21 protein-coding genes are annotated in these 25572 nt (G+C 64.8%); 15 read left to right on the top strand and 6 right to left on the bottom strand.

All coding sequences use genetic code 11. The features are described from left to right. From algK to DNK59_RS04805, 9 genes are all read left to right on the top strand, one after another. Entirely contained in the window at positions 1-1506 is a 1506-nt protein-coding gene (gene algK, locus DNK59_RS04850; protein WP_110722445.1) for an alginate biosynthesis TPR repeat lipoprotein AlgK, read from the top strand. Next, a complete protein-coding gene (locus tag DNK59_RS04845; protein WP_110722444.1) occupies positions 1503-3023 on the top strand; it encodes an alginate export family protein in 1521 nt (506 codons plus the stop codon). The genes algK and DNK59_RS04845 overlap by 4 nt, the downstream gene beginning before the upstream one ends. Then, positions 3023-4636: a mannuronan 5-epimerase AlgG gene (algG, locus tag DNK59_RS04840; RefSeq protein ID WP_371920250.1), complete on the top strand. Its 1614-nt coding sequence runs from the start codon at positions 3023-3025 to the stop codon at positions 4634-4636. The genes DNK59_RS04845 and algG overlap by 1 nt, the downstream gene beginning before the upstream one ends. 11 nt (positions 4637-4647) lie before the next feature. Beyond that, positions 4648-6108: an alginate O-acetyltransferase gene (locus DNK59_RS04835; protein ID WP_110722442.1), complete on the top strand. Its 1461-nt coding sequence runs from the start codon at positions 4648-4650 to the stop codon at positions 6106-6108. Positions 6109-6116: 8 nt separating this feature from the next. Further along, positions 6117-7232 carry a mannuronate-specific alginate lyase gene (locus tag DNK59_RS04830; RefSeq protein ID WP_110722441.1) on the top strand — a complete coding sequence of 372 codons (1116 nt, stop codon included), beginning with the start codon at positions 6117-6119 and terminating at the stop codon, positions 7230-7232. 205 nt (positions 7233-7437) lie between these two features. Continuing rightward, positions 7438-8997 carry an MBOAT family protein gene (locus DNK59_RS04820; protein ID WP_110722440.1) on the top strand — a complete coding sequence of 520 codons (1560 nt, stop codon included), beginning with the start codon at positions 7438-7440 and terminating at the stop codon, positions 8995-8997. Between the two features lie 11 nt (positions 8998-9008). After that, positions 9009-10184: an alginate O-acetyltransferase gene (locus DNK59_RS04815; RefSeq protein WP_110722439.1), complete on the top strand. Its 1176-nt coding sequence runs from the start codon at positions 9009-9011 to the stop codon at positions 10182-10184. A 16-nt stretch (positions 10185-10200) separates the two neighbouring features. Further along, a complete protein-coding gene (locus tag DNK59_RS04810; RefSeq protein ID WP_110722438.1) occupies positions 10201-10857 on the top strand; it encodes an alginate O-acetyltransferase AlgF in 657 nt (218 codons plus the stop codon). Between the two features lie 102 nt (positions 10858-10959). Then, positions 10960-12411 (top strand): mannose-1-phosphate guanylyltransferase/mannose-6-phosphate isomerase, encoded by a 1452-nt coding sequence (locus DNK59_RS04805; protein WP_092319777.1) that lies wholly within the window; start codon positions 10960-10962, stop codon positions 12409-12411. Between the two features lie 275 nt (positions 12412-12686). Here DNK59_RS04805 and DNK59_RS04800 read toward each other — a convergent pair whose 3' ends face one another. Continuing rightward, complete coding sequence (locus tag DNK59_RS04800) at positions 12687-12959, bottom strand: DUF3077 domain-containing protein (protein WP_092319775.1); 273 nt, start codon at positions 12957-12959, stop codon at positions 12687-12689. 456 nt (positions 12960-13415) lie between these two features. Between DNK59_RS04800 and DNK59_RS04795 the strand changes: the two genes are divergently transcribed. The 3 genes from DNK59_RS04795 to DNK59_RS04785 all read left to right on the top strand — a co-directional run bounded on the left by DNK59_RS04795 (position 13416) and on the right by DNK59_RS04785 (position 16029). Further along, a complete protein-coding gene (locus DNK59_RS04795; protein WP_092319773.1) occupies positions 13416-13880 on the top strand; it encodes a multidrug transporter in 465 nt (154 codons plus the stop codon). A gap of 36 nt (positions 13881-13916) precedes the next feature. Then, the gene (locus tag DNK59_RS04790; RefSeq protein WP_110722437.1) at positions 13917-14741 is read left to right on the top strand and encodes an SDR family oxidoreductase; all 825 of its coding nucleotides are present in this window, start codon (positions 13917-13919) and stop codon (positions 14739-14741) included. 262 nt (positions 14742-15003) lie between these two features. Then, positions 15004-16029, top strand: coding sequence for a sel1 repeat family protein (locus DNK59_RS04785; protein ID WP_256596294.1), 1026 nt, complete (start codon positions 15004-15006; stop codon positions 16027-16029). Positions 16030-16171: 142 nt separating this feature from the next. Here the strand turns inward: DNK59_RS04785 and DNK59_RS04775 are convergent, their stop codons facing one another. Genes DNK59_RS04775 through DNK59_RS04760 form a run of 4 tightly spaced genes read right to left on the bottom strand, consistent with a single transcriptional unit; the run spans position 16172 to position 20963 of the window. Continuing rightward, entirely contained in the window at positions 16172-17032 is an 861-nt protein-coding gene (locus DNK59_RS04775) for an HlyD family secretion protein (protein WP_110722435.1), read from the bottom strand. A 10-nt stretch (positions 17033-17042) separates the two neighbouring features. Then, the gene (locus DNK59_RS04770) at positions 17043-17243 is read right to left on the bottom strand and encodes a DUF1656 domain-containing protein (RefSeq protein ID WP_110722434.1); all 201 of its coding nucleotides are present in this window, start codon (positions 17241-17243) and stop codon (positions 17043-17045) included. Beyond that, on the bottom strand, positions 17233-19440 hold the full coding sequence (locus tag DNK59_RS04765) for an FUSC family protein (protein ID WP_092319767.1): 2208 nt from the start codon (positions 19438-19440) through the stop codon (positions 17233-17235). The genes DNK59_RS04770 and DNK59_RS04765 overlap by 11 nt, the downstream gene beginning before the upstream one ends. 11 nt (positions 19441-19451) lie before the next feature. Then, positions 19452-20963: an efflux transporter outer membrane subunit gene (locus tag DNK59_RS04760; protein ID WP_110722433.1), complete on the bottom strand. Its 1512-nt coding sequence runs from the start codon at positions 20961-20963 to the stop codon at positions 19452-19454. Between the two features lie 266 nt (positions 20964-21229). Between DNK59_RS04760 and DNK59_RS04755 the strand changes: the two genes are divergently transcribed. Beyond that, positions 21230-22198 carry a LysR family transcriptional regulator gene (locus DNK59_RS04755; protein WP_092319763.1) on the top strand — a complete coding sequence of 323 codons (969 nt, stop codon included), beginning with the start codon at positions 21230-21232 and terminating at the stop codon, positions 22196-22198. Positions 22199-22405: 207 nt separating this feature from the next. Beyond that, the gene (locus DNK59_RS04750; RefSeq protein ID WP_110722432.1) at positions 22406-23380 is read left to right on the top strand and encodes a D-glycerate dehydrogenase; all 975 of its coding nucleotides are present in this window, start codon (positions 22406-22408) and stop codon (positions 23378-23380) included. A 169-nt stretch (positions 23381-23549) separates the two neighbouring features. Here DNK59_RS04750 and DNK59_RS04745 read toward each other — a convergent pair whose 3' ends face one another. Beyond that, complete coding sequence (locus DNK59_RS04745; protein WP_110722431.1) at positions 23550-24449, bottom strand: DMT family transporter; 900 nt, start codon at positions 24447-24449, stop codon at positions 23550-23552. 156 nt (positions 24450-24605) lie between these two features. Between DNK59_RS04745 and DNK59_RS04740 the strand changes: the two genes are divergently transcribed. Continuing rightward, complete coding sequence (locus DNK59_RS04740) at positions 24606-25499, top strand: helix-turn-helix transcriptional regulator (protein WP_110722430.1); 894 nt, start codon at positions 24606-24608, stop codon at positions 25497-25499. Positions 25500-25572 lie beyond the last annotated feature (73 nt).

The raw sequence follows: 25572 nt of genomic DNA, 5'->3' as shown, positions 1-25572 counted from the left end.
ATGCCTGTGACTAGCCTTTTCATTGGCGAGTGCTGCGCACTCGATCGCGAGCAAGCTGGCTCCTACCAGAACACCGACGCCCCCCGTAGGAGCGAGCTTGCTCGTGAAAGCGCTCAAGGCCGCCGCCACCTGGCCCTGTGCTCACTGGCGCTGGCCGTGACCCTGGCCGGTTGCGCCGGCCTGCCGGACCAGCGCCTGGCCAACCAAGCCCTGAAACGCGGCGACACCGCCCTGGCCCAGCAGAACTACCGCCAGCTGGCGGACCTGGGCTACAGCGAGGCGCAAGTGGGCCTGGCCGACATCCAGGTGGAAAGCCGCGACCCGGCGCAGATCAAGCAGGCCGAGGCCACCTACCGCGCCGCCGCCGACACTTCGCCCCGGGCCCAGGCGCGCCTGGGCCGGCTGCTGGTGGCCAAGCCCGGTGCCACCGAAGCCGAGCAGCACGAAGCCGAGGGCCTGTTGAAAAAAGCCTTTGCCCAGGGCGAAGGCAACACCCTGATCCCCCTGGCGATGCTGTACCTGCAATACCCCCACAGCTTCCCCAACATCAACGCCCTGCAGCAGATCAGCCAATGGCGCAGCGCCGGTTACCCGGAAGCCGGCCTGGCGCAAGTCCTGCTGTATCGCACCCAGGGCAGCTACGACCAGCACCTGGACCAGGTGGAAAGCATCTGCAAGGCCGCCCTCAACAGCACCGACATCTGCTACGTCGAGCTGGCCACCGTCTACCAGAAGCGCGGCCAGCCAGAACAACAGGCCGAACTGATCAAGCAACTGCAGGCCGGCTACAGCCGCGGCGCCGTCAGCGCCCAGCGGGTCGACAGCGTGGCCCGGGTGCTGGGCGATGCCAGCCTCGGCAAGCCGGACGAAAAGACCGCCCAGGCCCTGCTGGAACAAGTGGCCCCGGGCTACCCGGCGTCCTGGGTCAGCCTGGCACAACTGCTCTACGACTTCCCCGAACTGGGGGACGTCGAGCAGATGCTGGAATACCTGGAAAACGGCCGCGCCGCCGACCAGCCCCGGGCCGAACTGCTGCTGGGCAAGCTCTACTACGAAGGCAAGTGGGTGCCGGCCGACGCCAAGCTGGCCGAGGAACACTTCAAGAAGGCCCAGGGCCGGGAAGTCGCCGCCGATTACTACCTGGGGCAGATCTACCGCCGTGGCTACCTGGGCCAGGTGTACCCGCAAAAAGCCCTGGACCACCTGTTGACCGCCGCGCGCAACGGCCAGAACAGCGCCGATTTCGCCATTGCCCAACTGTTTTCCCAGGGCCGCGGCACCCAGCCCAACCCGGTCAACGCCTACGTCTTCAGCCAGCTGGCCAAGGTCCAGGACACCCCCCAGGCCAACGAACTGGCCCAGCAGGTTGAAGAGCAATTGCCCCCCGGCCAGCGCGCCGAAGCCCAGCGCCTGCTGCAACAGGAACAAGCGGTGCGTGGCGCCCTGACCCAGAACACGCTGCAACTGCACGCCCTGCAGGAAGAAGACGGCGAGGAATCCCTATGACACTCAAGCTTCCACTCACCACTGCTGCCCCTGGACGTTTCAGCCTGTCGAAACTGGGCATGGCCCTGGGTTTTGCCATGCTCGGGTCCACTCCGGCCCTGGCCGCCCTCAGCGACACCCAGAACTTCGGCCTGGAAGTGAAGATCACCGGCCAGTCCGAGGACGACCGCGACCTGGGCACCCAGCGCGGTGGCGACGTCAACGGCGTCGGCCTCGACCTGCGGCCCTGGGTCTATGGCGAAAGCGGCAACTGGAGCGCCTACGCCATGGGCCAGGCGGTGACGTCCAGCGACGTGATCGAAACCGACACCCTGCAACAGTCCAGCGACGACGCCAGCCAGCAGTCCGGCAACGACGACCGCAAGACCAAGAAGAGCTACCTGGCGATGCGCGAGTTCTGGATCGGCTACAGCGGCTTCACCGCCTACCCCGGCGAGCAGTTGAAGTTCGGTCGCCAGCGCCTGCGCAACGACGACGGGCAATGGCGCGACACCAACATCGAGGCACTGAACTGGACCTTCGACACCACCCTGCTGCGGGCCAACGTCGGCGCTGCCGAGCGCTTCAGCGAATACCGCACCGACCTCAAGAAGCTGGCGCCCGAGGACAAGGACCGCCTGCACCTGTACGCCGACGCCGCCTACCAGTGGACGCCCGGCCAGTGGGTCGGCATCCGCGCCCACCACACCCACGACGACGGCAAGCTCGACTACGCCCAGCCCGGCGTGGCCAGCGACCCGCTGGACAAGAAGCACAACGGCGACCTGACCTGGCTCGGCCTGGAAGCCAACAGCGACGCCTACAACTTTCGCAACACCAACACCGTCAACTACTGGGCCAGCCTCACCGGCATGCGCGGCGACCGCGACACCGTCAACCCGCTGAACGCCGACGGCGGCCGCCCGGCCCAGGCCAAGCGCGGTGACAACCTCAATGGCTGGGCCACCGACCTGGGGGTGCGCCTGCGCCTGGACCCGAACTGGCAAGTGGGCGCCGCCTACGCCCGGGCCAGCGCCGAATACGAGCAGAACGGCCTGCAGAGCAACCGCTCCAACTACACCGGCACCCGCTCCCGGGTGCACCGCTTCGGCGAAGCCTTCCGTGGCGAAATGAACAACACCCAGACCGCCACCCTGTTCGGCTCCTGGCAACTGCGCGAGGACTACGACGCCAGCCTGGTCTACCACAAGTTCTGGCGCGTGGACGGCAACAAGCCGGTGGGCAGCAACGGCATCAATGCTGTGGACAACCAGTACGACGACGCCAGCGGCGCCCTGCTCAGTAGCACCTCGCGGCCCTTGCAGGACGGCAAGAAAGACCTCGGCCAGGAGCTGGACCTGGTGGTCACCAAGTACTTCAAGCAAGGCCTGCTGCCCGCGGCCCTGAGCCAGTCGATCGACGAGCCTTCGGCCCTGGTGCGGTTTCGCGGTGGCGTGTTCAAGCCCGGCGACGCCTACGGCAAAGAGGTCGACTCCTACATGCACCGCGCCTTCATCGACGTGATCTGGCGCTTCTGATGCGCACCGCCAAAGGAGTGCCCGACATGCATGCCAACCACCACAGCCCGCGTGGCCAAGGCTCCCTGAGCCTGCTGGCCGGCGCCCTGCTACTGGCCAGCAGCGCCGCCTTCGCCAATGTCGAGACGGCCAAGGCGCCGATCATCGCCAAGGGCCTGCAACAGGCCAAGACCTACACCGTCAGCAGCGCGCCCACCGAGCCCCTGGCCCTGGCCAAGCCGACCCTGCCGGACCTGTCCGGCTACACCGCCGAAGCCGTCGCGGCGAAAATCGTGCGCAGCCAGCCGGGCAAGATCAGCGTGCGCCGGATGATGCAGGAAGACGCCCTGAAGGACTTTATCGGCGGCGACAACAAGATGGCCGAATGGGTGGTGCGCCAGCACGGCATCCCCCAGGCGATCTTCATCGATGACGGCTACGTCAACCTCAAGGAACTGGCGCGCAAGCTGCCCAAGCAGTACCTCAGCGAGACGGCGCCCGGGGTCTACCTGGCCCGCGTGCCGATCGTCGTCGGTCGCCACGGCATCCTCGAAATCGACAAACAGACCCGGGAGCTGCGCCTGTCCCAGGAAGGCGGCTCGTTCCTGGTCAACGACGGCCAGCTGTTCGTGCGTGACACCCAGGTCACTGGCTGGCGCGAACAGGACAACGGCCCGGCGACCTTCCGTTCGCCCAAGGAATTCCGCCCGTTCCTGCTGGCCTGGGGCGGCACCGAGACTTACATCGTCAACAGCCAGATGGCCAGCTTCGGCTACGCCAACTCCAAGTCCTACGGGGTGAGCATTTCCCAGTACACGCCGAACATGGCCAAGGTGCTCAAGCGTCCCGAGCCCACCGGCTGGATCATCGGCTCGACCTTCTCCGACATGTGGTACGGCTTCTACTGCTACGAAACCCGGGATTTTGTGCTCAAGGGCAACACCTACAAGGACAACATCGTCTACGGCATCGACCCCCACGACCGTTCCCACCGCCTGATCATTGCCGACAACACCGTCCACGGCACCAAGAAGAAGCACGGCATCATCATTTCCCGGGAGGTGAACGACAGCTTCATCTTCAACAACCGCAGTTACGACAACCACCTCTCGGGGCTGGTGATCGACCGCAACAGCGTCAACAACCTGATCGCCTACAACGAGATCTACCGCAACCACAGCGACGGCATCACCCTCTACGAGAGTGCCGACAACCTGATCTACGCCAACAAGGTGATCAGCAACCGCCGCCACGGCATCCGCATTCGCAACAGCGTGAACATCCGCCTGTACGAAAACATCGCCATGGCCAACGGCCTGACCGGGGTCTACGGCCACATCAAGGACCTGTCCGACACCGACCGCGACATCAAGCTCGATCCGTTCGATGCCCAGGTTTCGCTGATCGTGGTCGGCGGCGAGCTGGCGGCCAACGGCAGTGGGCCGATGTCCATCGACTCGCCCCTGAGCGTGGAGCTGTACCGGGTGTCGATGCTGGCGCCGACCAAAAGCAGCGGCATCAGCTTCTCCGGGGTCCTGGGCGAGCGCCAGGATGAAATTCTCGACCTGCTGGTGCGCCAGCAGAAGGCCGTGCTGATCGACCCCGTCGAACGCCAGACCGAAATGCGCGATTGAGGATGACTTGCATGCACCCACACCTGATCAAACTCCTGGGCCTGTCGGCCCTGACCGCGGGGCTTCTCGCCGCCAGCGCCGGCGCCCGTGCCGATGCGGCCAACGCGCCGAGCGCCGCGCCCAGCTTCAAGGCCGAGCCCTGCTGCAACCTGTGCCCGGCCGCCCACGATGCGAAGAACTACGTGACCCGCTACCAGCAGAACTTCACCACCCTGGTGCAAGCCCAGGGCGACTGGCTGTTCCGCACCCAGGAAGACCTGCGCACCGAATTCGACACCACGCCCGAAGGCTACCGCCGCCTCAAGCAGCTGCACCAAGCCTTCAAGAGCAAGGGCGTGGAACTGGTGCTGGTCTACCAGCCGACCCGCGGCCTGGTGAACCGCAACAAGCTCAACCCGGCGGAGAAAGCCCGCTTCGACTACGACAAGGCGCTGAACAACTACAAGGCCATGCTCGGGCGCTTCGCACAGATGGGCTACGTGGTGCCGGACCTGTCGCCGCTGACCAACGAACAACTGCCCGAAACCCTGCCGGCCCACGATTTCTACTTCCGCGGCGACCAGCACTGGACCCCTTATGGCGCCCAGCGCACGGCGCAGATCGTCGCCGACAAGGTCAAGCAGCTGCCGGCCTTCGCCGACATTCCTCGACGTGAATTCGAGACACACAAGTCCGGACGCATGGGCAAGACCGGCACCCTGCACAACATGGCCGGCCAGCTGTGCGGCACCAGCTACGCCATCCAGTACATGGACCAATTCACCACCGAGCCCAAGGGCGAAGCCGGCGACGGCGACCTGTTCGGTGACTCCGGCAACCCGCAGATCACCCTGGTGGGCACCAGCCACAGCGGCAAGAACTACAACTTCGCCGGCTTCCTCGAAGAGGCCATCGGTGCCGACATTCTCAACGTCGCCTTCCCCGGCGGCGGCCTGGAAGGCTCGATGCTGCAGTACCTGGGCAGCGACGAATTCCAGAAGAGCCCGCCGAAGATCCTGATCTGGGAATTCTCGCCGCTGTACCGCCTGGACCAGGAAACCATCTACCGGCAGATGATGGCCCTGCTGGACAACGGCTGCGAAGGCAAGGATGCGCAGATGAGCGCCAGCACCACCCTCAAGCCAGGCAAGAACGAGCTGCTGGTCAACAGCAAGAACCTGGACCTGCGCAACAGCGGCCATCAGGTCGACATCCGTTTCGCCGACCCTTCGGTGAAAACCCTGCAAGCCACCCTCTGGTACATGAACGGCCGCCACGAGGACATCAAGATCGAGAAACCGGAAACATCCGACACCGATGGGCGCTTCGCCTTCGAACTGCGCATCGATGAAGACTGGGCCTCGCAGAACCTGCTGGCGGTTGAAGTCCAGGGCCCGGAAGCGGGCAGCGCCGGGCAGAAGGTCGAGGCAAGAGTTTGCAAACGCAACGTGTTCCCGAGCGCCGAGCAACGCACCGCGCAGATCGGGCAATGAGGTTACCTATGCCAAGCACACACCTGAAACACTGGTTGCTCCCCAGCCTGCTGGGGCTGGCCATGGTCACCGGCAGCGCCCAGGCCGCCGCGCCGCTGCGCCCGCCCCAGGGTTATTACGCCCCGGTGGACAAGTTCAAGAGCGGTGATCACAGCGAAGGCTGCGACGCCATGCCGGCGCCCTACACCGGCGCCCTGCAGTTTCGCAGCAAGTACGAAGGCTCGGACAAGGCCCGGGCCACCCTCAATGTGCAGTCCGAACAGGCCTTTCGCGACACCACCGCGGACATCACCAAGATCGAGCGCGGCACCAGCAAGCGGGTCATGCAGTTCATGCGCGACGGCCGCCCGGAGCAGCTGGACTGCACCCTGGCCTGGCTCAGCGCCTGGGCCCAGGCCGACGCGCTGATGTCCAAGGACTTCAACCACACCGGCAAGTCGATGCGCAAATGGGCCCTGGGCAGCATGGCCTCGGCCTACCTGCGACTGAAGTTCTCCGACTCCCACCCCCTGGCCACCCACCAGGAGCAGGCGCAGAAGATCGAGGCCTGGTTCAGCAAGCTGGCCGACCAGGTGATCAGCGACTGGGACAACCTGCCCCTGGACAAGACCAACAACCACTCCTACTGGGCCGCCTGGTCGGTGATGGCCACCGCCGTGGCCACCAACCGCCGCGACCTGTTCGATTGGGCGGTCAAGGAATACAAGGTCGGCGCCAACCAGGTCGACGCCGACGGCTACCTGCCCAACGAGCTCAAGCGCCAGCAACGGGCCCTGGCCTACCACAACTACGCCCTGCCGCCACTGGCGATGATCGCCAGCTTCGCCCAGGTCAACGGCGTCGACCTGCGCCAGGAAAACAACAGCGCGCTCAAGCGCCTGGGCGAACGGGTGCTGGCCGGGGTCAATGACCCGGACACCTTCGAGCAGAAGAACGGCAAGGCCCAGGACATGACCGACCTCAAGGTCGACTCCAAATTCGCCTGGCTGGAACCCTACTGCAGCCTCTACACCTGCGCCCCGGAAGTACTGGCGCGCAAGCACAAGATGCAGCCGTTCAAGACCTTCCGCCTGGGTGGCGACCTGACCAAGGTCTACGACCCGGCCCATGAAAAAGGCTCCTGATCCGCATCGTTGCAACACCCCACTGTAGGAGCTGGCTTGCCAGCGAAGGGGCCCTCCAGGACGGCTTCACATCCGAGGCCGCCTTCGCCGGCAAGCCGGCTCCTACAGAAGACGCACTACAGGCAATACCGCCTCCCCGTTTTTCACGGGGGGGTTTGGGGGGGGCTCCGGCCTCTGACTATTGGTTAAACATGGAGAGATCGGGATGGTTTTCTCATCCAATGTGTTCCTGTTCCTGTTCCTGCCGATCTTTCTCGGCTTGTACTACTTGAGCGGGCAACGCTATCGCAACCTGCTGCTGCTGATCGCCAGCTACGTGTTCTATGCCTGGTGGCGGGTGGACTTCCTGGCGCTGTTCGCCGGCGTCACCCTGTGGAACTACTGGATCGGCCTGAAAGTCGGCGCCGCCGGTGTTCGCACCAAACCTGCCCAGCGCTGGCTGCTGCTGGGGGTGGCGGTGGACCTGGGTATCCTCGGCTACTTCAAGTACGCCAACTTCGGCGTCGACAGCCTCAACGCCATCATGACTTCCATGGGGCTTGAGCCGTTCATCCTGACCCACGTGCTGCTGCCGATCGGCATCTCGTTCTACATCTTCGAGTCCATCAGCTACATCATCGACGTCTACCGTGGCGACACTCCGGCGACCCGCAACCTGATCGACTTCGCGGCGTTCGTGGCGATCTTCCCGCACCTGATCGCCGGTCCCGTGCTGCGCTTTCGCGACCTGGCAGACCAGTTCAACAATCGCACCCACACCCTGGACAAGTTCTCCGAAGGCTGCACCCGCTTCATGCAGGGTTTCATCAAGAAGGTGTTCATCGCCGACACCCTGGCGGTGGTCGCCGACCATTGCTTCGCCCTGCAAAACCCCACCACCGGCGATGCCTGGCTCGGCGCCCTGGCCTACACCGCGCAGCTGTACTTCGACTTCTCCGGCTACAGCGACATGGCCATCGGCCTGGGCTTGATGATGGGTTTTCGCTTCATGGAGAACTTCAAGCAGCCCTATATCAGCCAGTCGATCACCGAGTTCTGGCGGCGCTGGCACATCAGCCTCTCCACCTGGCTGCGGGACTACCTGTACATCACCCTGGGCGGCAACCGCAAAGGCACCCTGATCACCTACCGCAACCTGTTCCTGACCATGCTCCTGGGCGGCCTGTGGCACGGCGCCAACTTCACCTACATCGTCTGGGGCGCCTGGCACGGCATGTGGCTGGCCATCGAAAAGGCCCTGGGCATCAACACCACCCCACGCAGCCTGAACCCGCTGCGCTGGGCCCTGACCTTCCTGCTGGTGGTGATGGGCTGGGTGATCTTCCGTGCCGAAAACCTGCACGTGGCCGGGCGCATGTACGGCGCCATGTTCAGCTTTGGCGACTGGTCGCTGTCGGAACTCAACCGCGCCAGCCTCACCGGCCTGCAAGTGGCGACCCTGGTCCTGGCCTACGCCACCCTGGCGTTCTTCGGCCTGCGTGACCTGTACCGCAACCCGGCGCCGGTCAAGGCCAAGCCCGACACCCCGGCCGATGGTCCGGCCACGGCCCAACCCGGTCTGATCAAGGCGGTCCCTGGCGACACCCCCGGCACCCTCCATCAGCCGGGCTACATCATCGGCACCGAGGCCCAGGTGCAACCGGCCTACTGGACCGCCGACTGGTCGCGCTACGCCATGCGCGCCCTGGTGCTGCTGCTGTTCGTGGCCTCGATTCTCAAACTCTCGGCGCAAAGCTTCTCGCCGTTCCTTTACTTCCAGTTCTGAGGGATCTGCCCATGACCCGCTCATTACGCGTGTTGTACATCGCCCTGTTCCTGCTGACCCTGCTGGTGCTGGGGCTGTGGTCGGTGCGCAGCTTCTTCGGCTTCAGTACCAACAGTGACGCCAGCGTGCTCAACGGGCGCTGGGCCAAGGCCGTGGAAACCCACTACGACGACCAGTTCCCGATCAAGCGCCTGGGCACCAACCTGTGGGCCGCCCTGGACTTCAAGCTGTTCAACGAAGGTCGCCCCGGGGTGGTACTGGGCCGCGACCAGTGGCTGTACAGCGATGAAGAGTTCAACCCGGTGGTCAACGAGGAACTCAACCTGCAGGGCAACTACGCCCTGGTGGAAGGCGTGCGCCAGACCTTGAAGGCGCACGGGGTGAAACTGGTGATGGCCATCGTCCCGGCCAAGGCCCGCCTGTACCCGGAACACCTGGACCAGGTACGTCCGGCGCGGATCCACGCCAACCTCTACCAGGACTTCCATGCCCGGGTCGCCGCCGACAAGATCCTCGCCCCCGACCTGCTTGGGCCTTTGCAACAGGCCAAGCAACAGGGCCAGCAAGTATTCCTGCGCACCGACACCCACTGGACCCCGGCCGGCGCCGAAGTCGTCGCCCGCCAACTGGCCCAGGCCATCGCCGCCAAGACCCCGCTCAGCGGCCCGCCACAACGCTTCGTCACCCAAACCCAAGAGACCGTGAAGCACCAGGGCGACCTGCGGCGCTTCCTGCCCCTGGACCCGCTGTTCGAACACCTGATGCCCGCCGAAGAGCCCCTGCAAAAGCGCGTGACCCACGCCAGCGAGGAAGCGCCGGCCGCCGACGACACGCTATTCGCCGACCACGAAGTGCCGGTGACCCTGGTGGGCACCAGCTACAGCGCCAACCCCAACTGGAACTTCGTCGGCGCCCTGAAACAGGCCCTGCACAGCGACGTGCTGAGCTACGCCGAAGACGGCCACGGGCCGATCCTGCCGATGCTCAGCTACCTGAAAAGCGACGACTTCAAGAACCACCCGCCCCAGGTGCTGATCTGGGAATTCCCTGAACGTTATCTGCCTGTGAACAACGAAATCGGCGACGCCGACCCGCAGTGGGTCGCAGAACTCAAGCAAGCCGGTGCTCGCCAACAAAACCTAGCTGTTAACACCAAATCCGAGACGCCCGACCGGGCGCAAAACTGAAAAAGAGGTAACACTCATGACTTTCATCACTACTCCTCGTCGTCTCGCCCAAGCAATCACCCTGGCTGCCGGCATGAGCGTCCTGTCCCTGTCCGCCTTTGCCGGTGGCGACGCTGCGCTGTACGGCCCCACCGCGCCCAAGGGCTCGACCTTCGTGCGCCTGTACAACGCCAGCAACAGCGAAGTCAGCGCCACGGTGGGCAGCACCAGCATCAACGACCTCGCGCCCCTGGCCAGCAGCGACTTCAGCTTCATGCCCGGCGGCGACTACAGCGCCAAGGTGGGCAGCCAGAGCGTGCCGGTGAAACTCGCCGCCGATCACTATTACACCCTGGTCAACAACGCCAGCGGCCAGCCGCAACTGATCGAAGAGCCGCCGTTCAAGAACAAGCAGAAATCCCTGGTGCGGGTGCAGAACCTCAGCGACCAGGCCCTGACCCTGAAGACCGCCGACGGCAAGACCGACGTGGTCAAGGCGGTGGCCGCCAAAGGCCGCGGCGAGCGCGAGATCAACCCGGTGAAGGTCAGCTTCGCCCTGTATGACGGCGAGAAAAAAGTCAGCGACCTCAAGCCCGTAGCCCTGGAGCGCGGCGAAGCGGCGGTGCTCTACGTCACCGGCAACGGCAGCAACCTGTCGCCGGTGTGGGTAAAACGCCCAGTCTCAACGCGCTAACCGCGCGAGCTATCAGCCACAAGCCTCAAGCGGCAAGTGAAGAGCTTTTAACTTGTCGCTTGCAGCTTGCGGCTCCCAACTGCATTTATTAGGAGTAACAACATGATTCCGGTGATCTTGTCAGGTGGTAGCGGCTCACGTCTTTGGCCGCTTTCGCGCAAGCAGTTCCCCAAGCAATTCCTCGCCCTGACCGGCGAACACACGTTGTTCCAGCAAACCCTGGAGCGCCTGGTGTTCGAAGGCATGGACACCCCGATCGTGGTCTGCAACAAGGACCACCGCTTCATCGTCAACGAACAGTTGGCCAACCGTAATCTGGAAGCCCAACGCATACTCATGGAGCCCTTCGGCCGCAACACCGCCCCGGCCGTGGCCCTGACCGCGATGATGCTGGTCAACGAAGGCCGCGACGAACTGATGCTGGTACTGCCCGCCGACCACGTGCTCGACGACCAGAAAGCCCTGCAGCGGGCCCTGGCCCTGGCCACCGTGGCCGCCGAGCGCGGCGAAATGGTGCTGTTCGGCGTGCCGGCGAGCAAACCGGAAACCGGCTACGGCTACATCAAGTCGGCCAACGATGCCCTGCTGCCGGAAGGCATCAGCCGGGTCGCGCAATTCGTCGAGAAGCCCGATGAAAAACGCGCCAACGAGTTCGTCCAGGCCGGTGGCTACTTCTGGAACAGCGGCATGTTCCTGTTCCGCGCCAGCCGCTTCCTCGAAGAGCTGAAGAAACACGATCCGGACATCTACGACACCTGCCTGTTGACCCTGGAACGCAGCCAGCAAGATCCGGACAGCGTGAGCATCGACGAAGCCACCTTTGCCTGCTGCCCGGACAACTCCATCGACTACGCGGTGATGGAAAAGACCCAACGCGCCTGCGTGGTGCCCCTGAGCGCCGGCTGGAGCGATGTGGGCTGCTGGTCGTCGCTGTGGGACGTGCATGAAAAGGACGCCAACGGCAACGTCAGCAAAGGCGACGTAGTGATCCAGGACAGCAAGAACTGCATGATCCACGGCAACGGCAAACTGGTGTCGGTGATCGGCCTGGAAAACATCGTCGTGGTGGAAACCAAGGACGCCATGATGATTGCCCACAAGGACAAGGTCCAAGGGGTGAAACAGATGGTCAACACCCTCAACCAACAGGGCCGCAGCGAAACCCAGAACCACTGCGAGGTCTACCGCCCGTGGGGCTCCTACGACTCGGTGGACATGGGCGGACGCTTCCAGGTCAAGCACATCTCGGTCAAGCCGGGGGCCTGCCTGTCGCTGCAGATGCACCACCACCGCGCCGAACACTGGATCGTGGTCAGCGGCACCGCCGAAGTCACCTGTGACGAAAACGTATTCCTGCTCACCGAGAACCAGTCCACCTACATCCCGATTGCCTCGGTGCACCGTTTGCGCAACCCAGGGAAGATCCCGCTGGAGATCATTGAAGTGCAATCGGGTAGCTATTTGGGTGAGGACGATATCGAGCGGTTCGAGGATATCTACGGGCGTTCGACGCCGGTGGAGCGGGGGGTTTCGGTGAAAACCATAGCGCAGTAAGCGCAGCGGCAAGTTTCAAGCGGCAAGCTGCAAGTAGAAGCAGCCGTTAGCTTCGAGCGGCAAGCTGCAAGAAAAAGCAGGGAGTCGTGTTGGTAAGACCTTTGTGTTCCCCCTTTCCAGGTGCCTGCGTCCCCTATCCGCAGGCGGTTGGACAGGGGGATTTTTTTTGAAGCAGGGGCAAGGGACAAGGGCGAGCTTCAAGCGGCAAGAAAAAGCGCTACCCCCCTCCCACGAAGACGTAGCGCCCTTTCGACGTCCTGATCAAGAAGCTGCGATCAGGCCTGCAACACCTCTTCCTTCATTCCCAATCCCACGTCATCGATCACCGCCTTGCCCATCTCCGCCAGGAAATGCGCGGCCCAGGCGTAACGCTCGCCCTGGTCTTCCATGGCCGCATCCAGGGCGAGTTTCTTGGCGTAGTACAGCAGGGTCGACGCGTGCTCCAGCGCCTGCAACAGAGGCACATCGGCATTGACGCGGAACAGGGACTGATCGGCATCACCACAGGAACCAAAGGTGACGAAGCCCGAGGTTTTGATAGCGCACATGGTTGAACCTCCCGTATCAAAGTGAGGACTGCCACGTTCGCGACCAAACGAATGGGTGGCAGCCGTGCGTGGATTGGTCGACCGGAGATACAGGAACCCGGCAGGGCCGAAGCCCTTCCACGCACAGCCGCCATTGCACGGAAATGCGGGCGCAAAAAAAGCGCCTGCAATCGTCAAGGGGCGCTGTTGCGCCTGTATCAAGTCGGGCGACCAAACCCGATCACTGCTTTCACAGCGACGCTCAAAGGCTAGTCCCGGGTTCGATACGGAGCAACGACAAAGGCGTCGCAGTTTATGTCCAAGCCACGGGTGTTGGGAACATCCTTGCCTGGGGCACTGCGGGGCATCAGCTCAATCGCGGGTGCAGGTTTTAAGTCTGTTTCGCAGCCCTCCTCCATCGCCAACCCCACCTACGCTTAGGTAGGATGTCCCCTCCTTTTCCCCGAGGCTCGCGTCATGTTCATCGGCGTTCTGCTGGTCATCACCTGGCTGATCCTGCTTCTGCGCTATCCCGCCAAAGCCCTCCCCGTGTCCCTGGCCGCCGCGTTCGGCCTGGCCCTGGTGGCGTGCTGGGTGGTCTGGCTGGATAACCGCGAAGCCCAGCAACTGGCGCGCCTGGAGCTGCGCCTGATCTATGCGCCGGACCACTGCCCCGCCGACCGGCCATTGCAGGTCAAGCTCAACAACGGCAACAAGGTGCCCCTGGTCGAGCTGCGCTGGCGGGTCGCCGCCTATGCTCCGGGGGATACGGTCAACCTCGCCGACAACCAGTACAGCGCCCCACGCTACCGTGGCCCCGGCGAGTTGCAGGCCGGCGCCAGTTGGCAGGATTGTCTGCCGCTGCCACCGCTGCGCCCGGGCTATCGCCCGCAAACCCTGGAGTTTCGCGCCGAGCGTCTGCAGGGTAGTTTCTCCGACTGATTCGCCCTTCCCCTTACCCAGCACAAGGACCGCGCCATGCCTGTAGCCTTGATCACCGGTTGTTCCAGCGGCATCGGCCGCGCCCTGGCGGATGCCTTCAAGAACGCCGGTTTCACCGTGCTCGCCACTGCTCGCAAGGCCGAGGACGTTGCCAGCCTGCAAGCCGCCGGTTTTACCGCCATCCAACTGGACGTGAATGACGGCCCGGCTCTCGGCGCCCTGGGCGAGAAGATCAACCAGCAATACGGCGGCCTGGATGTACTGATCAACAACGCCGGTTACGGCGCCATGGGCCCGCTGCTGGATGGCGGTGTGGACGCCATGCAGCGTCAATTCGAAACCAATGTGTTTTCCCTGGTCGGGGTGACCCGGGCGATGTTCCCGGTGCTGCGCCGCAGCCGTGGCCTGGTGGTGAATATCGGCAGCGTATCCGGGGTGCTGGTGACGCCGTTTGCCGGCGCCTACTGTGCCTCGAAGGCCGCGGTGCACGCCTTGAGCGACGCCCTGCGCATGGAGCTGGCGCCGTTCGGCATTCGGGTCATGGAAGTGCAGCCCGGGGCCATTGCGTCGAGCTTTGCCAAGAACGCCGGGCATGAAGCCGAGCAACTGCTCAACGAACAATCGCCCTGGTGGCCGCTGCGCGAGGGCATCCGCGCCCGGGCCAAGGCCTCCCAGGACAAGCCCACCCCCGCCAGCGAATTTGCCGCCGGCTTGCTCAAGGCCGTGCAACAGCACAATCCGCCGCGCCTGGTGCGCCTGGGCAATGGCAGCCGCGCCCTGCCGCTGCTGGCCAATCTGCTGCCCAAGGGTTTGCTGGAGAAGGTGCTGATGAAGCGCTTCGGATTGAGCGCCAAACTCTGACCTCCCGTAGGAGCCGGCTTGCCGGCGAAAGGGCCCGCAAGCCTTGCATCGCCCACGCCGGCGCCTTCGCTGGCAAGCCAGCTCCTACAGCAGCGGCGCGGTGCGGATTGTGCCCCCGCGCATTCCCAGTAGAATGCGCTCGCCGCATGGAATCGCTGCTATCGACACCCAAGCACGGAATGGCTAACGCTCCACCCTCTCCCGTCCTGTCACTGCCTGATTTCATGCGCGCTTTTTTCATTCGCCGATCAGGGAATACCCATTGAAATTGTTCAACGCGCTGCCACTGGCATTAGCTGTCTTGCTGGCGGCCTGCGCCTCCACGCCTGCGGAAAACACCGGACCGAAAGTCCCCGACCTGAATGACACCCTGCCCAAGCTGACGCTGGACAGCGTCTTGCCCAAGGTCAGCGCCAACGAATACTGCAACCCGGCCATGGAGGCCGATCTGCTGTACGGCATCGGTTACAAGCTGAACGAGATCGAGGACTACAAGAACGCCAAGGGCTGCTTCGCCATGGCCGCGCCGCACTACACCCGGGCCTTCTGCTACCTGTCCACCACCACCGACCAGGAAACGGACAAGCCCAAGGCCGAGCGCGACCGTGAGTCCTTCAACTACATCGCCTACTCGGCGTCGCAGAACGACTGGTGCGCTGAGTACGGCATGTACGCCACCTACTGGTTCGGCGACAAGGACATTCCCAAGGACCGCGACCTGGCCCTGCGCTGGCTTGAGCGCTCGGCGCTGCACGGCAACCCGGAACCGCAGCAGAGCCTGGCCGACGCCGCCGAAGAATCCGGCGACCTGGTCAAGGCCTATGCCTGGCTGAAGATCATCGATAACACCGAAGACACCAGCCAGCTGGACGCCCTGAAAGGCAAGATGAGCCCGGAGCAACTGGCCGCAGGCGAGCAACGCTTCAACGAGCTCAAGGCGCGGGTGACCAGCAAACAGGTGATGTATGACGAAGCGCGAGATGAGGAGGTGGCGATTTTCTCCGCCGAGATCCATTTCGATCTCCCCGACCTGTTCCAGGGCATGACCACGGCCCAGCGCCAGGCCTTTGTCAAAGCGGCCATCGCCAAGGCCCGGGATAGTGGCCAGTTCAAGCTGCATTACGCGGTGACCCAATACATCATCGTCTCGCGCCTGGCCCAGCAGCGTTACCCCGGTGTCGACGTGCTGCAGAACCCGAAGCTGGTGGCGGTCATCAACCACGTCGACGACGGCCTGGAAGCGGCGGCGAAGAAGTCCCTGGCGATCATGCAGAAGAGCTACAAATAACGGCCCCCTCCATCGTAGGAGCCGGCTTGCCGGCGAAGGGGCCCTTGAGCCCTGCATCGCCCGAGCGGACGCCTTCGCTGGCAAGCCAGCTCCTACAGCAGTCAGGCAGACCGTGCAGTTCCTAGGGTTTCCGCCCCTGTTCCTACAACGGCTCGGGGTTGACGATGACGGTGCAGGTGATGCCCGCCGCCAGCAGCACGCCCTCCGGCACTTCATCAATGTGGATGCGCACCGGCACCCGCTGGGCCAGGCGCACCCAGTTGAAGGTCGGGTTGACGTCGGCGATCAGTTCGCGGCTTTCCGGGTTGTCGCGGTCGTAGATGCCGCGGGAAATGCTTTCCACGTGGCCCTTGAGCACCTGGCCGCTCATCAATTGCATGTCGGCCTTATCCCCGACGCGCACGTGGGGCAGCTTGGTTTCCTCGAAGAAGCCGTAAACCCAGAACGAGTTCATGTCGACCACGGCCATTTTCGCCTCGCCGATGCGCGCGTAGTCGCCGCGGTGCACGTTGAGGTTGGTCACGTAGCCGTCCACCGCCGCCCGCACCTGGGTGCGCTTGAGGTTGAGCTCCGCCGCTTCCAGCTGGGCCTGGGCGTGCTGGTAGTCGGCCAGGGCCGAGTCGGCGATGTTGCCGGCGTCGTCGCGGTTTTCCTTGGAGATCACCAGGTTGTCCATGTCGGCGCGGCGCTTGGCGTTGACCTTGCGCATCTCCCAGGTGGCTTTCTTCGACGCCACCAGCGACTGCGCCTGCTTGACCGCGATCTGGTAGTGCTCGGGGTCGATCTGCATCAGCAGGTCGCCCTTGTGCACCAGTTGGTTGTCCTTGACCGGCACGTCCACCACTTCGCCGGTGACGTCGGCGGCGACGTTGATGATGTCCGCCCGCACCCGGCCGTCACGGGTCCAGGGGGTGTACATGTAGTGCTCCCACAGGGTGCGGCCGATCCACAGGGCCAGGGCAAGCACGAGCAGGGTGGCGAGCAGGCTGAAAAACTTTTTCATCGCGGGGGTCTCAACGGTAGACAGTGAGCGCCATGGCGCCGAACAGACAGCAGAACAGGCTCAGGCGCAGCAGCGCCGGGTGCCAGAAGAAGCGATACAGGTCATAGCCGGCGATGAACCGGTCCAGGGCCCAGGCCAGGGCCGCGGCGATGAAGAACATCAGGGTCATGGTGGGCATGTAAACGCCGTGGAAGGCGATTTCACGAGGCATGGTCAAGTCCTTGGGGTGCAGGCGCCGCCGGCTTGGCCACGGCATAGGCCGCCAGCGGCGATTGCGGATCGAGCAGTGAAGTACGAATGAAGTGCAGGTAGCTCTTGACCCGGCGCAGGGCCGAGGTGTCGAAGTGCGGGGCAAAGGGCTCGTCGGTGGCCTGGACCCGGCTGATGGCGTGGTCCACGGCGATCAGGCCGCGCTCCAGGTTGCTCTGGCTCGGTTGCAAAAACAGCCGCACCAGGGAGCGGCCCATGACCCGGATCGCCTGGCGCCAGGGCTGGGATTCGGCATAGGCCGGGTGCACCGGGAGGATCGCCTGCTCCTTGCGCAACTCGATGATGGCGTGACCGACTTCCAGCACCACGAACATCCAGCGCAGCAGTTCGCTCTGCACCTTGGGCTGGCCCACCGCCAGGCCATAGGCCTGGTGCAGCAGGTCGCGGGTGCGGCTCTCGAAGCTCGACGCCAGGCCCTTGAGCTTGCCGCTGATGGCGTACACCACCTGGCCGCGCAGGTCCTGCTCCAGGCGCCGCCACAGCCAGCGGCTGTTGGGCGGCAGGATGATCGCCCCGGCGGCAGCGCAGACCAGCATGCCCATGACCATGGCGATGTAGTCGTTGATGAAGGTGTAGGGGTTGTACACGGTCAGGTTGTCCGGCACCGAACCGGTGCTGAAAAAGATCAGCAGGCCCAGGCCGACCCCGGCGTACTTGGGCCTGGAAGCGAGGAACGAACCGAGCACGATCACCGGCGCCAGCATCAGGCACAGCAGGGGAAAACCGTCGATCCAGGGGAACACGAAGAACATTTCAACGAAGCCCACCAGCGCGCCGACAAAGGTCCCGCAGGCCATCTGGAAGGCCATGCGCTTGGGGTTCGGCGTGGCGGCGGAAAGGCCGATGGTGGCGGCGGCGATCAGGGTCATGGTGGCGCCGCTGGGCCAGGCCGTGGCCACCCAATAGCTGCCCAGTACCAGCAGCACGAAGGCCGCGCGAATGCCCGAAGCGGCACTGGCCAACCAGTTGGTCTGCGGCGTGTAGGGCTCGTCCCAGCGCTCGCGTTCGTGGCTGTGGTCGGCCAGGGAGGCGTGGGTCTGGGCGTAGCTGTGCATCTCGTCGACGAAGCGGTAGAGCAGCTCGTAGGCGGTGTGAAAATCCAGTTGCTCGGCGTCGCTCGGGCCAGTCTCCTGGAACGCTGCGCGCAGGCTGCGCACCCGCGCCGGCAGCTCGCTCTTGTAGGTCGCCAGGGCGGTGGCCAGGCGCGCCGCATCAGGGCTGGTGAGAGCCCGGCCGGAAAAGCCGTCGAGTAACTCCGCCAAGTCGTAGAGCCCGGGTTTGATCGCCGCCACCACGTGATCGGCACCGCTGCTGCGCAGACGTTCGAGCAACTGGTGCAGGGCGTTGAAGCGCGTGGTGATGCCCATGAACTCGCTGTTCAGGCGGCTCAGGCGGCCGTTGCGCCGACGCATGTGCGGGTCTTCGAACACGGTGACGCTGCGCAGCCCTTCCAGGCCCACGGCCTCGGCGATGAAGCGCACGTTGCTGCTTTCAAAACTGTCGCGCTGGCTGCGCCCGCGCAGGCCGTCGGTGACGAACAGGGCGAACACTCCGAAGCGCTGGTACAGGGCGTTGCGCATCGCGGCGCTGGCGGTCTGCGGCAGGATCGCGGCGCTGACCAGGGTCGAGCAGAGAATCCCCAGGGAGATCTCCAGCACCCGCCACACCGCCGCCATGAAGGCGCCTTCCGGATGGGCCAGGGCCGGCAGGCCGACCATCGCCGCGGTGTAGCCGGCGAGGACGAAACCGTAGGCGCGGAAGTTGCGGCAGCGCGCGGCACCGGCCGAGCAGATGCCGACCCAGATCGCCAGGGAACCGAGGAACAGCTCGGTGTTCTGGGCGAACAGGGCGATCAGCGCCACCATCACCGCCGAGCCGGTCAAGGTGCCGAGAAAGCGGTAGAAGCTCTTGGCGAACACCTGGCCGCTTTGCGGCTGCATGACGATGAACACGGTGATCATCGCCGTGCGCGGTTGCGGCAACTCCAGGCGCATGGCCAGCCATAGGGTAAGGAACGCGGCGGCCAGCACCTTGAAGATATACACCCAGGTCACGCCGTCGCTGCGTGCCCAGTCGAAGAAACCCCGGCGCCATTCAAGGGAGTACAGCCAGCGCAAAGGGGCGGGCAAGGAAGTCATGGGAGCCTGCTTCAGTGGTCGAACACGGCCAGGGCCGCGGGGGTCTTGGGTGCCTGGGTGCGATTGTCCGCGGGTACGTCGCGGCCGGCTTCAAGCCCGCCGCCCAGGGCCGTCACCAGGTCCGCCTGGACGGTCAGGCGCGCGGCCTGCACCTGCTGCTGGATCTGCTGCTGGTGAAACAGCAGGCTCTGGGCGTTGAGCACATTCAGGTAGTCGGTCAGGCCGCGCTGGAAGGCCACGGTGGCGATGTCGTAGGTCTTCTGCGCCGCAGCCACCGACTCGGCGGCGAAGACTTGCTGCTTGTCCATGGACTCGCGGCGGATCATCTGGTCGGAGATACTTTTCAGCGCGTCCACCAGGGTCTGGTTGTACTTGGCCACGGCCAGGTCGTAGCCGGCCGCGGCGTCACCCAGTTCCGAGCGCAGGCGGCCGCCGTCGAAGATTGGCAGGCTGATGGCCGGGCCGACGTTGTAGTTGAGCTTCTTGCCGGTGAGGAACTCCAGGGCGCCGCCGCCAGTGGCCATGAAGCCGATGCTGCCCACCAGGTCGACGTTGGGGTAGAAGCCGGCGTGAGCCACATCGATGCCGCGAGCCTGGGCCGCCACCTGCCAGCGGCTGGCGACCACGTCCGGGCGTTGCCCCAGCAGTTCGGCGGGCAGGGCCGAGGGCAGTTTCAGCGCAGCGCCCAGGGACAGGCTCGGCCGCTGCAACTGCGCGCCCTCCCCCGGACCCTTGCCGGCCAGGGCCGCCAGTTGGTTGCGGGTCAGGGCGATGGCTTCGTCCAGGGCGTCCAGTTGGCGATGGGTTTCCGGCAGCGGCGCCTCGGCCTGGCTGACTTCGAAATGGGTACCCAGGCCGCCGTCCAGGCGCCGTTGCGCCAGGGCCAGGATCTGTTGCTGCTGCTTGAGGGTGGCGGCGACGATATCGCGCTGGGCGAAGTGCAAGGACAGCTGGATATAGCTGCGCACCACGTTGTTCACCAGCTCCAGCTGGGCCTGGCGGGCTTCGGCCACGCTCATGTGGGCCAGGTCGACGGCGCGCTCGGTGTTGTTGCTTTCGCGGCCCCAGAGGTCCAGGGCATAACTCAAGCCCAGGGCCGCGTTGTTGTCCCAGGTGGTGGTGTTGGCCAGGGCGCCGGGGCCGTAGAACTGATCAGTGGGCCAGTTGTGGCGCTTGAGGGTGGCGTCGCCGTTGATCTGCAGCGACTCGGCCGACTCGGCGATACCGGCCAGGGCCTTGGCCTGGCGCACCCGGGCGGCGGCCATGGCCAGGCTCGGGCTGCCTTGCACGGCGAGGCTGATCCAGCGGTTCAACTGCGGGTCGCCGTAGGCCTGCCACCACTGGACACTGGGCCAGTGGGCATCTTGCGCGGCGCTCTGGATCGCCTCGTCGGTGGCCAAGGTATTAGCGGGAAGTGTCTTGCCTTGTGGGGCAATGCCTCCGGTTCCGATGCAGCCGCTGATTGCTAACGATAAAGCCCAAACACTAAGGGTCTTGAACCCTCTGCTGATGCGACGCGGCACTGCTGCGAATTCCTGAAGATCGGGGGGGAGTATTTCTCTCGTGGAAGTCGGCCGGCCGGCGCAGCGAGACGCCTGCTACACCGCGTTGCGCGGACCGCCGGCATGCCGACTCCTACGGATCGGGGCAATTCTAGGGGGCGGCCGGGGCGGCGATAAGCAGGGATTCCTGTGATTCTTTGTTACCGTAAACGCGATAATCCCTTGGTCGCCTATCCAAGCCCCCGTAACTTCGTGTCACAATTTGCCATCTCCCCAGAGAGCACCCCATGGACACTTTGCAAAACATGCGTGCCTTCAGTTGTGTGGCCGAAGCCGGCAGTTTCACCGCCGCCGCGGTGCAGCTGGATACCACCACGGCCAACGTCTCGCGCGCAGTCTCCAATCTAGAGGCTCACCTGCAAACCCGCCTGCTCAACCGCACCACCCGCCGTATCGCCCTGACCGAAGCCGGCAAACGCTACCTGCTGCGTTGCGAGCAGATCCTGGCCTACGTCGAAGAAGCCGAGGCCGAGGCCAGCGACGCCCACGCCCGCCCCGCCGGCCAGTTGAAAGTGCACACCATGACCGGTATCGGCCAGCACTTCGTGATCGACGCCATCGCCCGCTACCGCAAGTCGCACCCGGACGTGACCTTCGACCTGACCCTGGCCAACCGCGTGCCGGACCTTCTGGACGAGGGCTACGACGTGTCCATCGTCCTGGCCAGCGAGCTGCCGGACTCGGGGTTCGTCTCCCAGCGCCTGGGGATCACCTACAGCATCGTCTGCGCCTCCCCGGCCTATGTGAAAGCCAATGGCTGCCCGCTAAAGCCCAGCGACCTGCTGAACCACGCCTGCCTGCGCCTGGTGAGCCCGGTGATTCCGCTGGAGAAGTGGGCCTTCGACGGCCCGGAAGGCCAGGAAATGGTCACCATCAACAGCTCGCCGTTCCTGGTGAACTCCGCCGACGCGATGAAGACTGCGATCATCAGCGGCATGGGCATTGGCGTGCTGCCGGTGTATGCCGCCATCGAAGGCCTGCGCAACGGCACCCTGGTGCGGGTGATGCCCAAGTACCGCTCCCAGGAGCTGAACCTGTACGCCATCTACCCGTCGCGCCAGTACCTGGACGCCAAGATCAAGACCTGGGTCGAATACCTGCGCGGCTCCCTGCCGGAGATCCTCGCTGCGCACCAGGCGGAACTGGCGGCCTACGAACTGAGCAGCAGCCTCACCGGTGCCCGCCTGGCCAATTGACTGCCAGCGCGCCCGCCCAAACCACCGCCCCACCCGTAGGAGCCGGCTTGCCGGCGAAGAGGGCCGCATGTCAGGCGCAAACCTGGAGGCCGCCTTCGCTGGCAAGCCAGCTCCTACAACAAGCCGGCCCGTGGTGGGCGCTTTGGCGGCGGCGGCAAAAATGTTAGCTTGCTTGGCATTCCCACCCGCCTGACGAGCCTTCCCGCGATGAAAAAGACTGTACTTGCCTTCAGCCGCATCACCCCCGAGATGACCGAACGCCTGCAACAGGACTTCGAGGTCATCGTTCCCAATCCCAAGCTCGGGGACATCGCCGCGCAGTTCAATGAGGCCCTGCCCCGGGCCCACGGCCTGATCGGCGTCGGCCGCAAGCTGGGGCGCGCGCAGTTGGAAAACGCCGCGCAGCTGGAAGTGGTATCGAGCATTTCGGTGGGCTACGACAACTACGACCTGGACTACTTCAACGAACGCGGACTGATGCTCACCAACACCCCGGACGTGCTCACCGAAAGCACCGCCGACCTGGCCTTCGCCCTGCTCATGGGCAGCGCTCGCCGGGTGGCCGAGCTGGATGCCTGGACCAAGGCCGGACAATGGCAGGCCAGCGTCGGCCCGGCGCTGTTCGGTTGCGATGTGCACGGCAAGACCCTGGGCATCGTCGGCATGGGCAACATTGGCGCGGCCATCGCCCGCCGTGGGCGTTTGGGCTTCGGCATGCCGATTCTCTACAGCGGCAACAGCCGCAAGGTGGCCCTGGAGCAGGAGCTGGGGGCGCAGTTTCGCAGCCTGGAGCAACTCTTGGCCGAGGCGGATTTCGTCTGCCTGGTGGTGCCGTTGAGCGAGCAGACCCGGCACCTGATCAGCCACCGCGAACTGGCGCTGATGAAGCCCAGCGCGATCCTGGTGAACATTTCCCGTGGTCCGGTGGTGGATGAACCGGCGCTGATCGACGCCTTGCAGAAAGGCCAGATTCGTGGCGCCGGCCTGGATGTGTACGAGAAGGAGCCGTTGGCAGAATCGCCGCTGTTCCAGCTGAAGAACGCCGTGACCTTGCCGCATATCGGCTCGGCCACCACCGAGACCCGCGACGCCATGGCCAACCGCGCCATGGCCAACCTGCGCAGCGCCCTGCTGGGCGAGCGCCCGCAGGACCTGGTCAACCCGCAGGTGTGGAAGGGTTGACGCAATAGCCTTGATGGCCCCTTCGCTGGCAAGCCAGCTCCTACAACCAATGCCACAGCCACCACCGCCCCGTAGGAGCCGGCTTGCCGGCGAAGGGGCCCGCAAGTTCCGCGCAAATCCGGAAACCGAGTTCGCTGGCAAGCCAGCTCCTACACAAGCCAGCGCCTGCTCAGGCGGTAGCGGCCTTGGCTGTCGACAGCGGCTTGGGTTTGCGGAACACCAGGACGTTGCCCAGCATCACCAGCACCAGCCCGGCCAGCGCCGGGGCGGTCCATTGGTAGCCTTCGGCAAAGGCCGAGACGTTCAGCGCCACCACCGGAAACAGCACGGTGCAGTACGCCGCACGCTCCGGGCCCATGCGCCCCACCAGGGTCAGGTAGGCGGTAAAGCCGATCACCGAACCCGGTATCACCAGGTACAGCAGCGAGCCGATGTAGCGGGTGCTCCACTCCACGTCGAAGGCAATGCCCTGGGCCAGGCAATACACCGCCAGCATCGTCGCGCCGTAGGCCATGCCCCAGGCATTGGTGGTCAGCGGCTTGAGCCCGGCTTTCTGCTGCAGACTGGAGAGCATGTTGCCCGCCGAGAAACACAGGGTGCCGAGCAGGGCCAGGCCCAGTCCCAGCAAGGTCTGCGGGCTGGCGCTGTGGCCCGCCAGCTCGGGCCAGAACAGCAGCCCCAGCCCGAATAACCCCAGGCCGCCGCCCAGCAACACGTTGCGGGCGATCTTCTGGCCGAAGAACACCCGCGCATTGAGGGCGTTCCACAAGGTCGCGGTGGAAAACACCACCGCCACCAGGCCGCTGGGAATCCATTGGCTGGCGTGCAGAAAGCACATGAAGTTGATGCAGAACAGGCACAGGCCCTGGGCCAGGCAGATCAGGTGGCCACGACGGTTCATCGGCTGCAGCTTGCGACTGAGCAGCAGCAGGACGAACAGCACCAGGGCCGCCAGGGCGAAGCGATAGACGATGGACACCGGAATCGCCACCACCCCCAGTTGCAGTTTCAGGGCGATCCAGGTGGTGCCCCAGATCAGCACGGTCAATAGGTACAGCGATAGGTTCATGGCGCGACTCCTTGGCAAGGTGTGCAGTGTCCTGCCCCTCGGACCTCGCGCGCTTGCACAAACTTGCGCTTTTTATCAGCCCGGGGCTGGCAGCGCAGGGACGACGGAGTAGCATGCGAAACACCGGTAAACGGACCGTTGATTGACGCCCCCACCATGCCCGCACTGGATACCCTGCAAGTCTTCCAAGCCCTCAACCGCTCGCCCCATGCTCGCCTTGAGCACAGCGCCGAGCTCGGTGACGGCTTGTCCGCGGCCTTGTGGAGCAACCATCACGACGCCCAGGAATATCAGGCGCCCGGTCACCACACCCTGTCCTGCTATCTGGCCGGCGGCACCGGCACCTTTCGCCGCGATCAGCCGGGCAGCAAGGGCGCCCCGGGCAAGCTGTGCATCCTGCCCGCCGAGCACCAGTCGGCCTGGGTGATCAACGGCGATATCCGCCTGGCCCACGTGTATTTCAGCCCCGAACAATTCGCCCTGGGCTGCGTCACCCTGCTGGACCGCGAACCCCGGGAAATGCACCTGCGCGAAAGCACCTTCGTCGACGACCCCGAGCAGACCCGGCGCTTTGCGCAGTTGGTCCGCCTGAACTGGGACGAGCCCGGCGAGCGCCTGCTGACCAGCAGCCTGGCCCACGAGATGCTCAGCCACGCCCTGCTCAATCAAGCAGGCCCGCGCCAGGGGGCCCGGCTCAAGGGCGGCCTGGCCGCGCACCAGCGCCGCCTGCTGGTGGACTACATCGACAGCCAGCTGGACGCGCCCCTGAGCCTGGGCCAACTGGCGGGATTGTGCGCCCTCTCCGAATACCACTTCGCCCGCATGTTTCGCGCAAGCTTCGGCCTGCCACCCCATCAATACGTCCTGGCCCGGCGCCTGAGCCGGGCCCGACAGTTGCTAAGCCGCACGGCCCTGCCCCTGGGCGAGATCGCCCTGGCCTGTGGTTTTGCCAGCGCCAGCCACTTCAGCAATCGCTTCCGTCAGGCCCTGGGGGGAACACCGGGGGACTATCGCCTGGCATTCCTGGGCCAAGGTTCGGACGACCGATAAACCACCTCTGCCGGCCCCTTCTTGTGCCCAGCCCCACGCGGGTACGCCTGAATCAGTAATTGACTCAAGTTCC

This window comes from Pseudomonas sp. TKO26, from assembly GCF_003225665.1.
Classification (GTDB): domain Bacteria; phylum Pseudomonadota; class Gammaproteobacteria; order Pseudomonadales; family Pseudomonadaceae; genus Aquipseudomonas; species Aquipseudomonas saponiphila.
The sequence above is the reverse complement of the archived record's forward strand: the minus strand, read 5'-3'. Positions and strand labels throughout refer to the sequence as shown.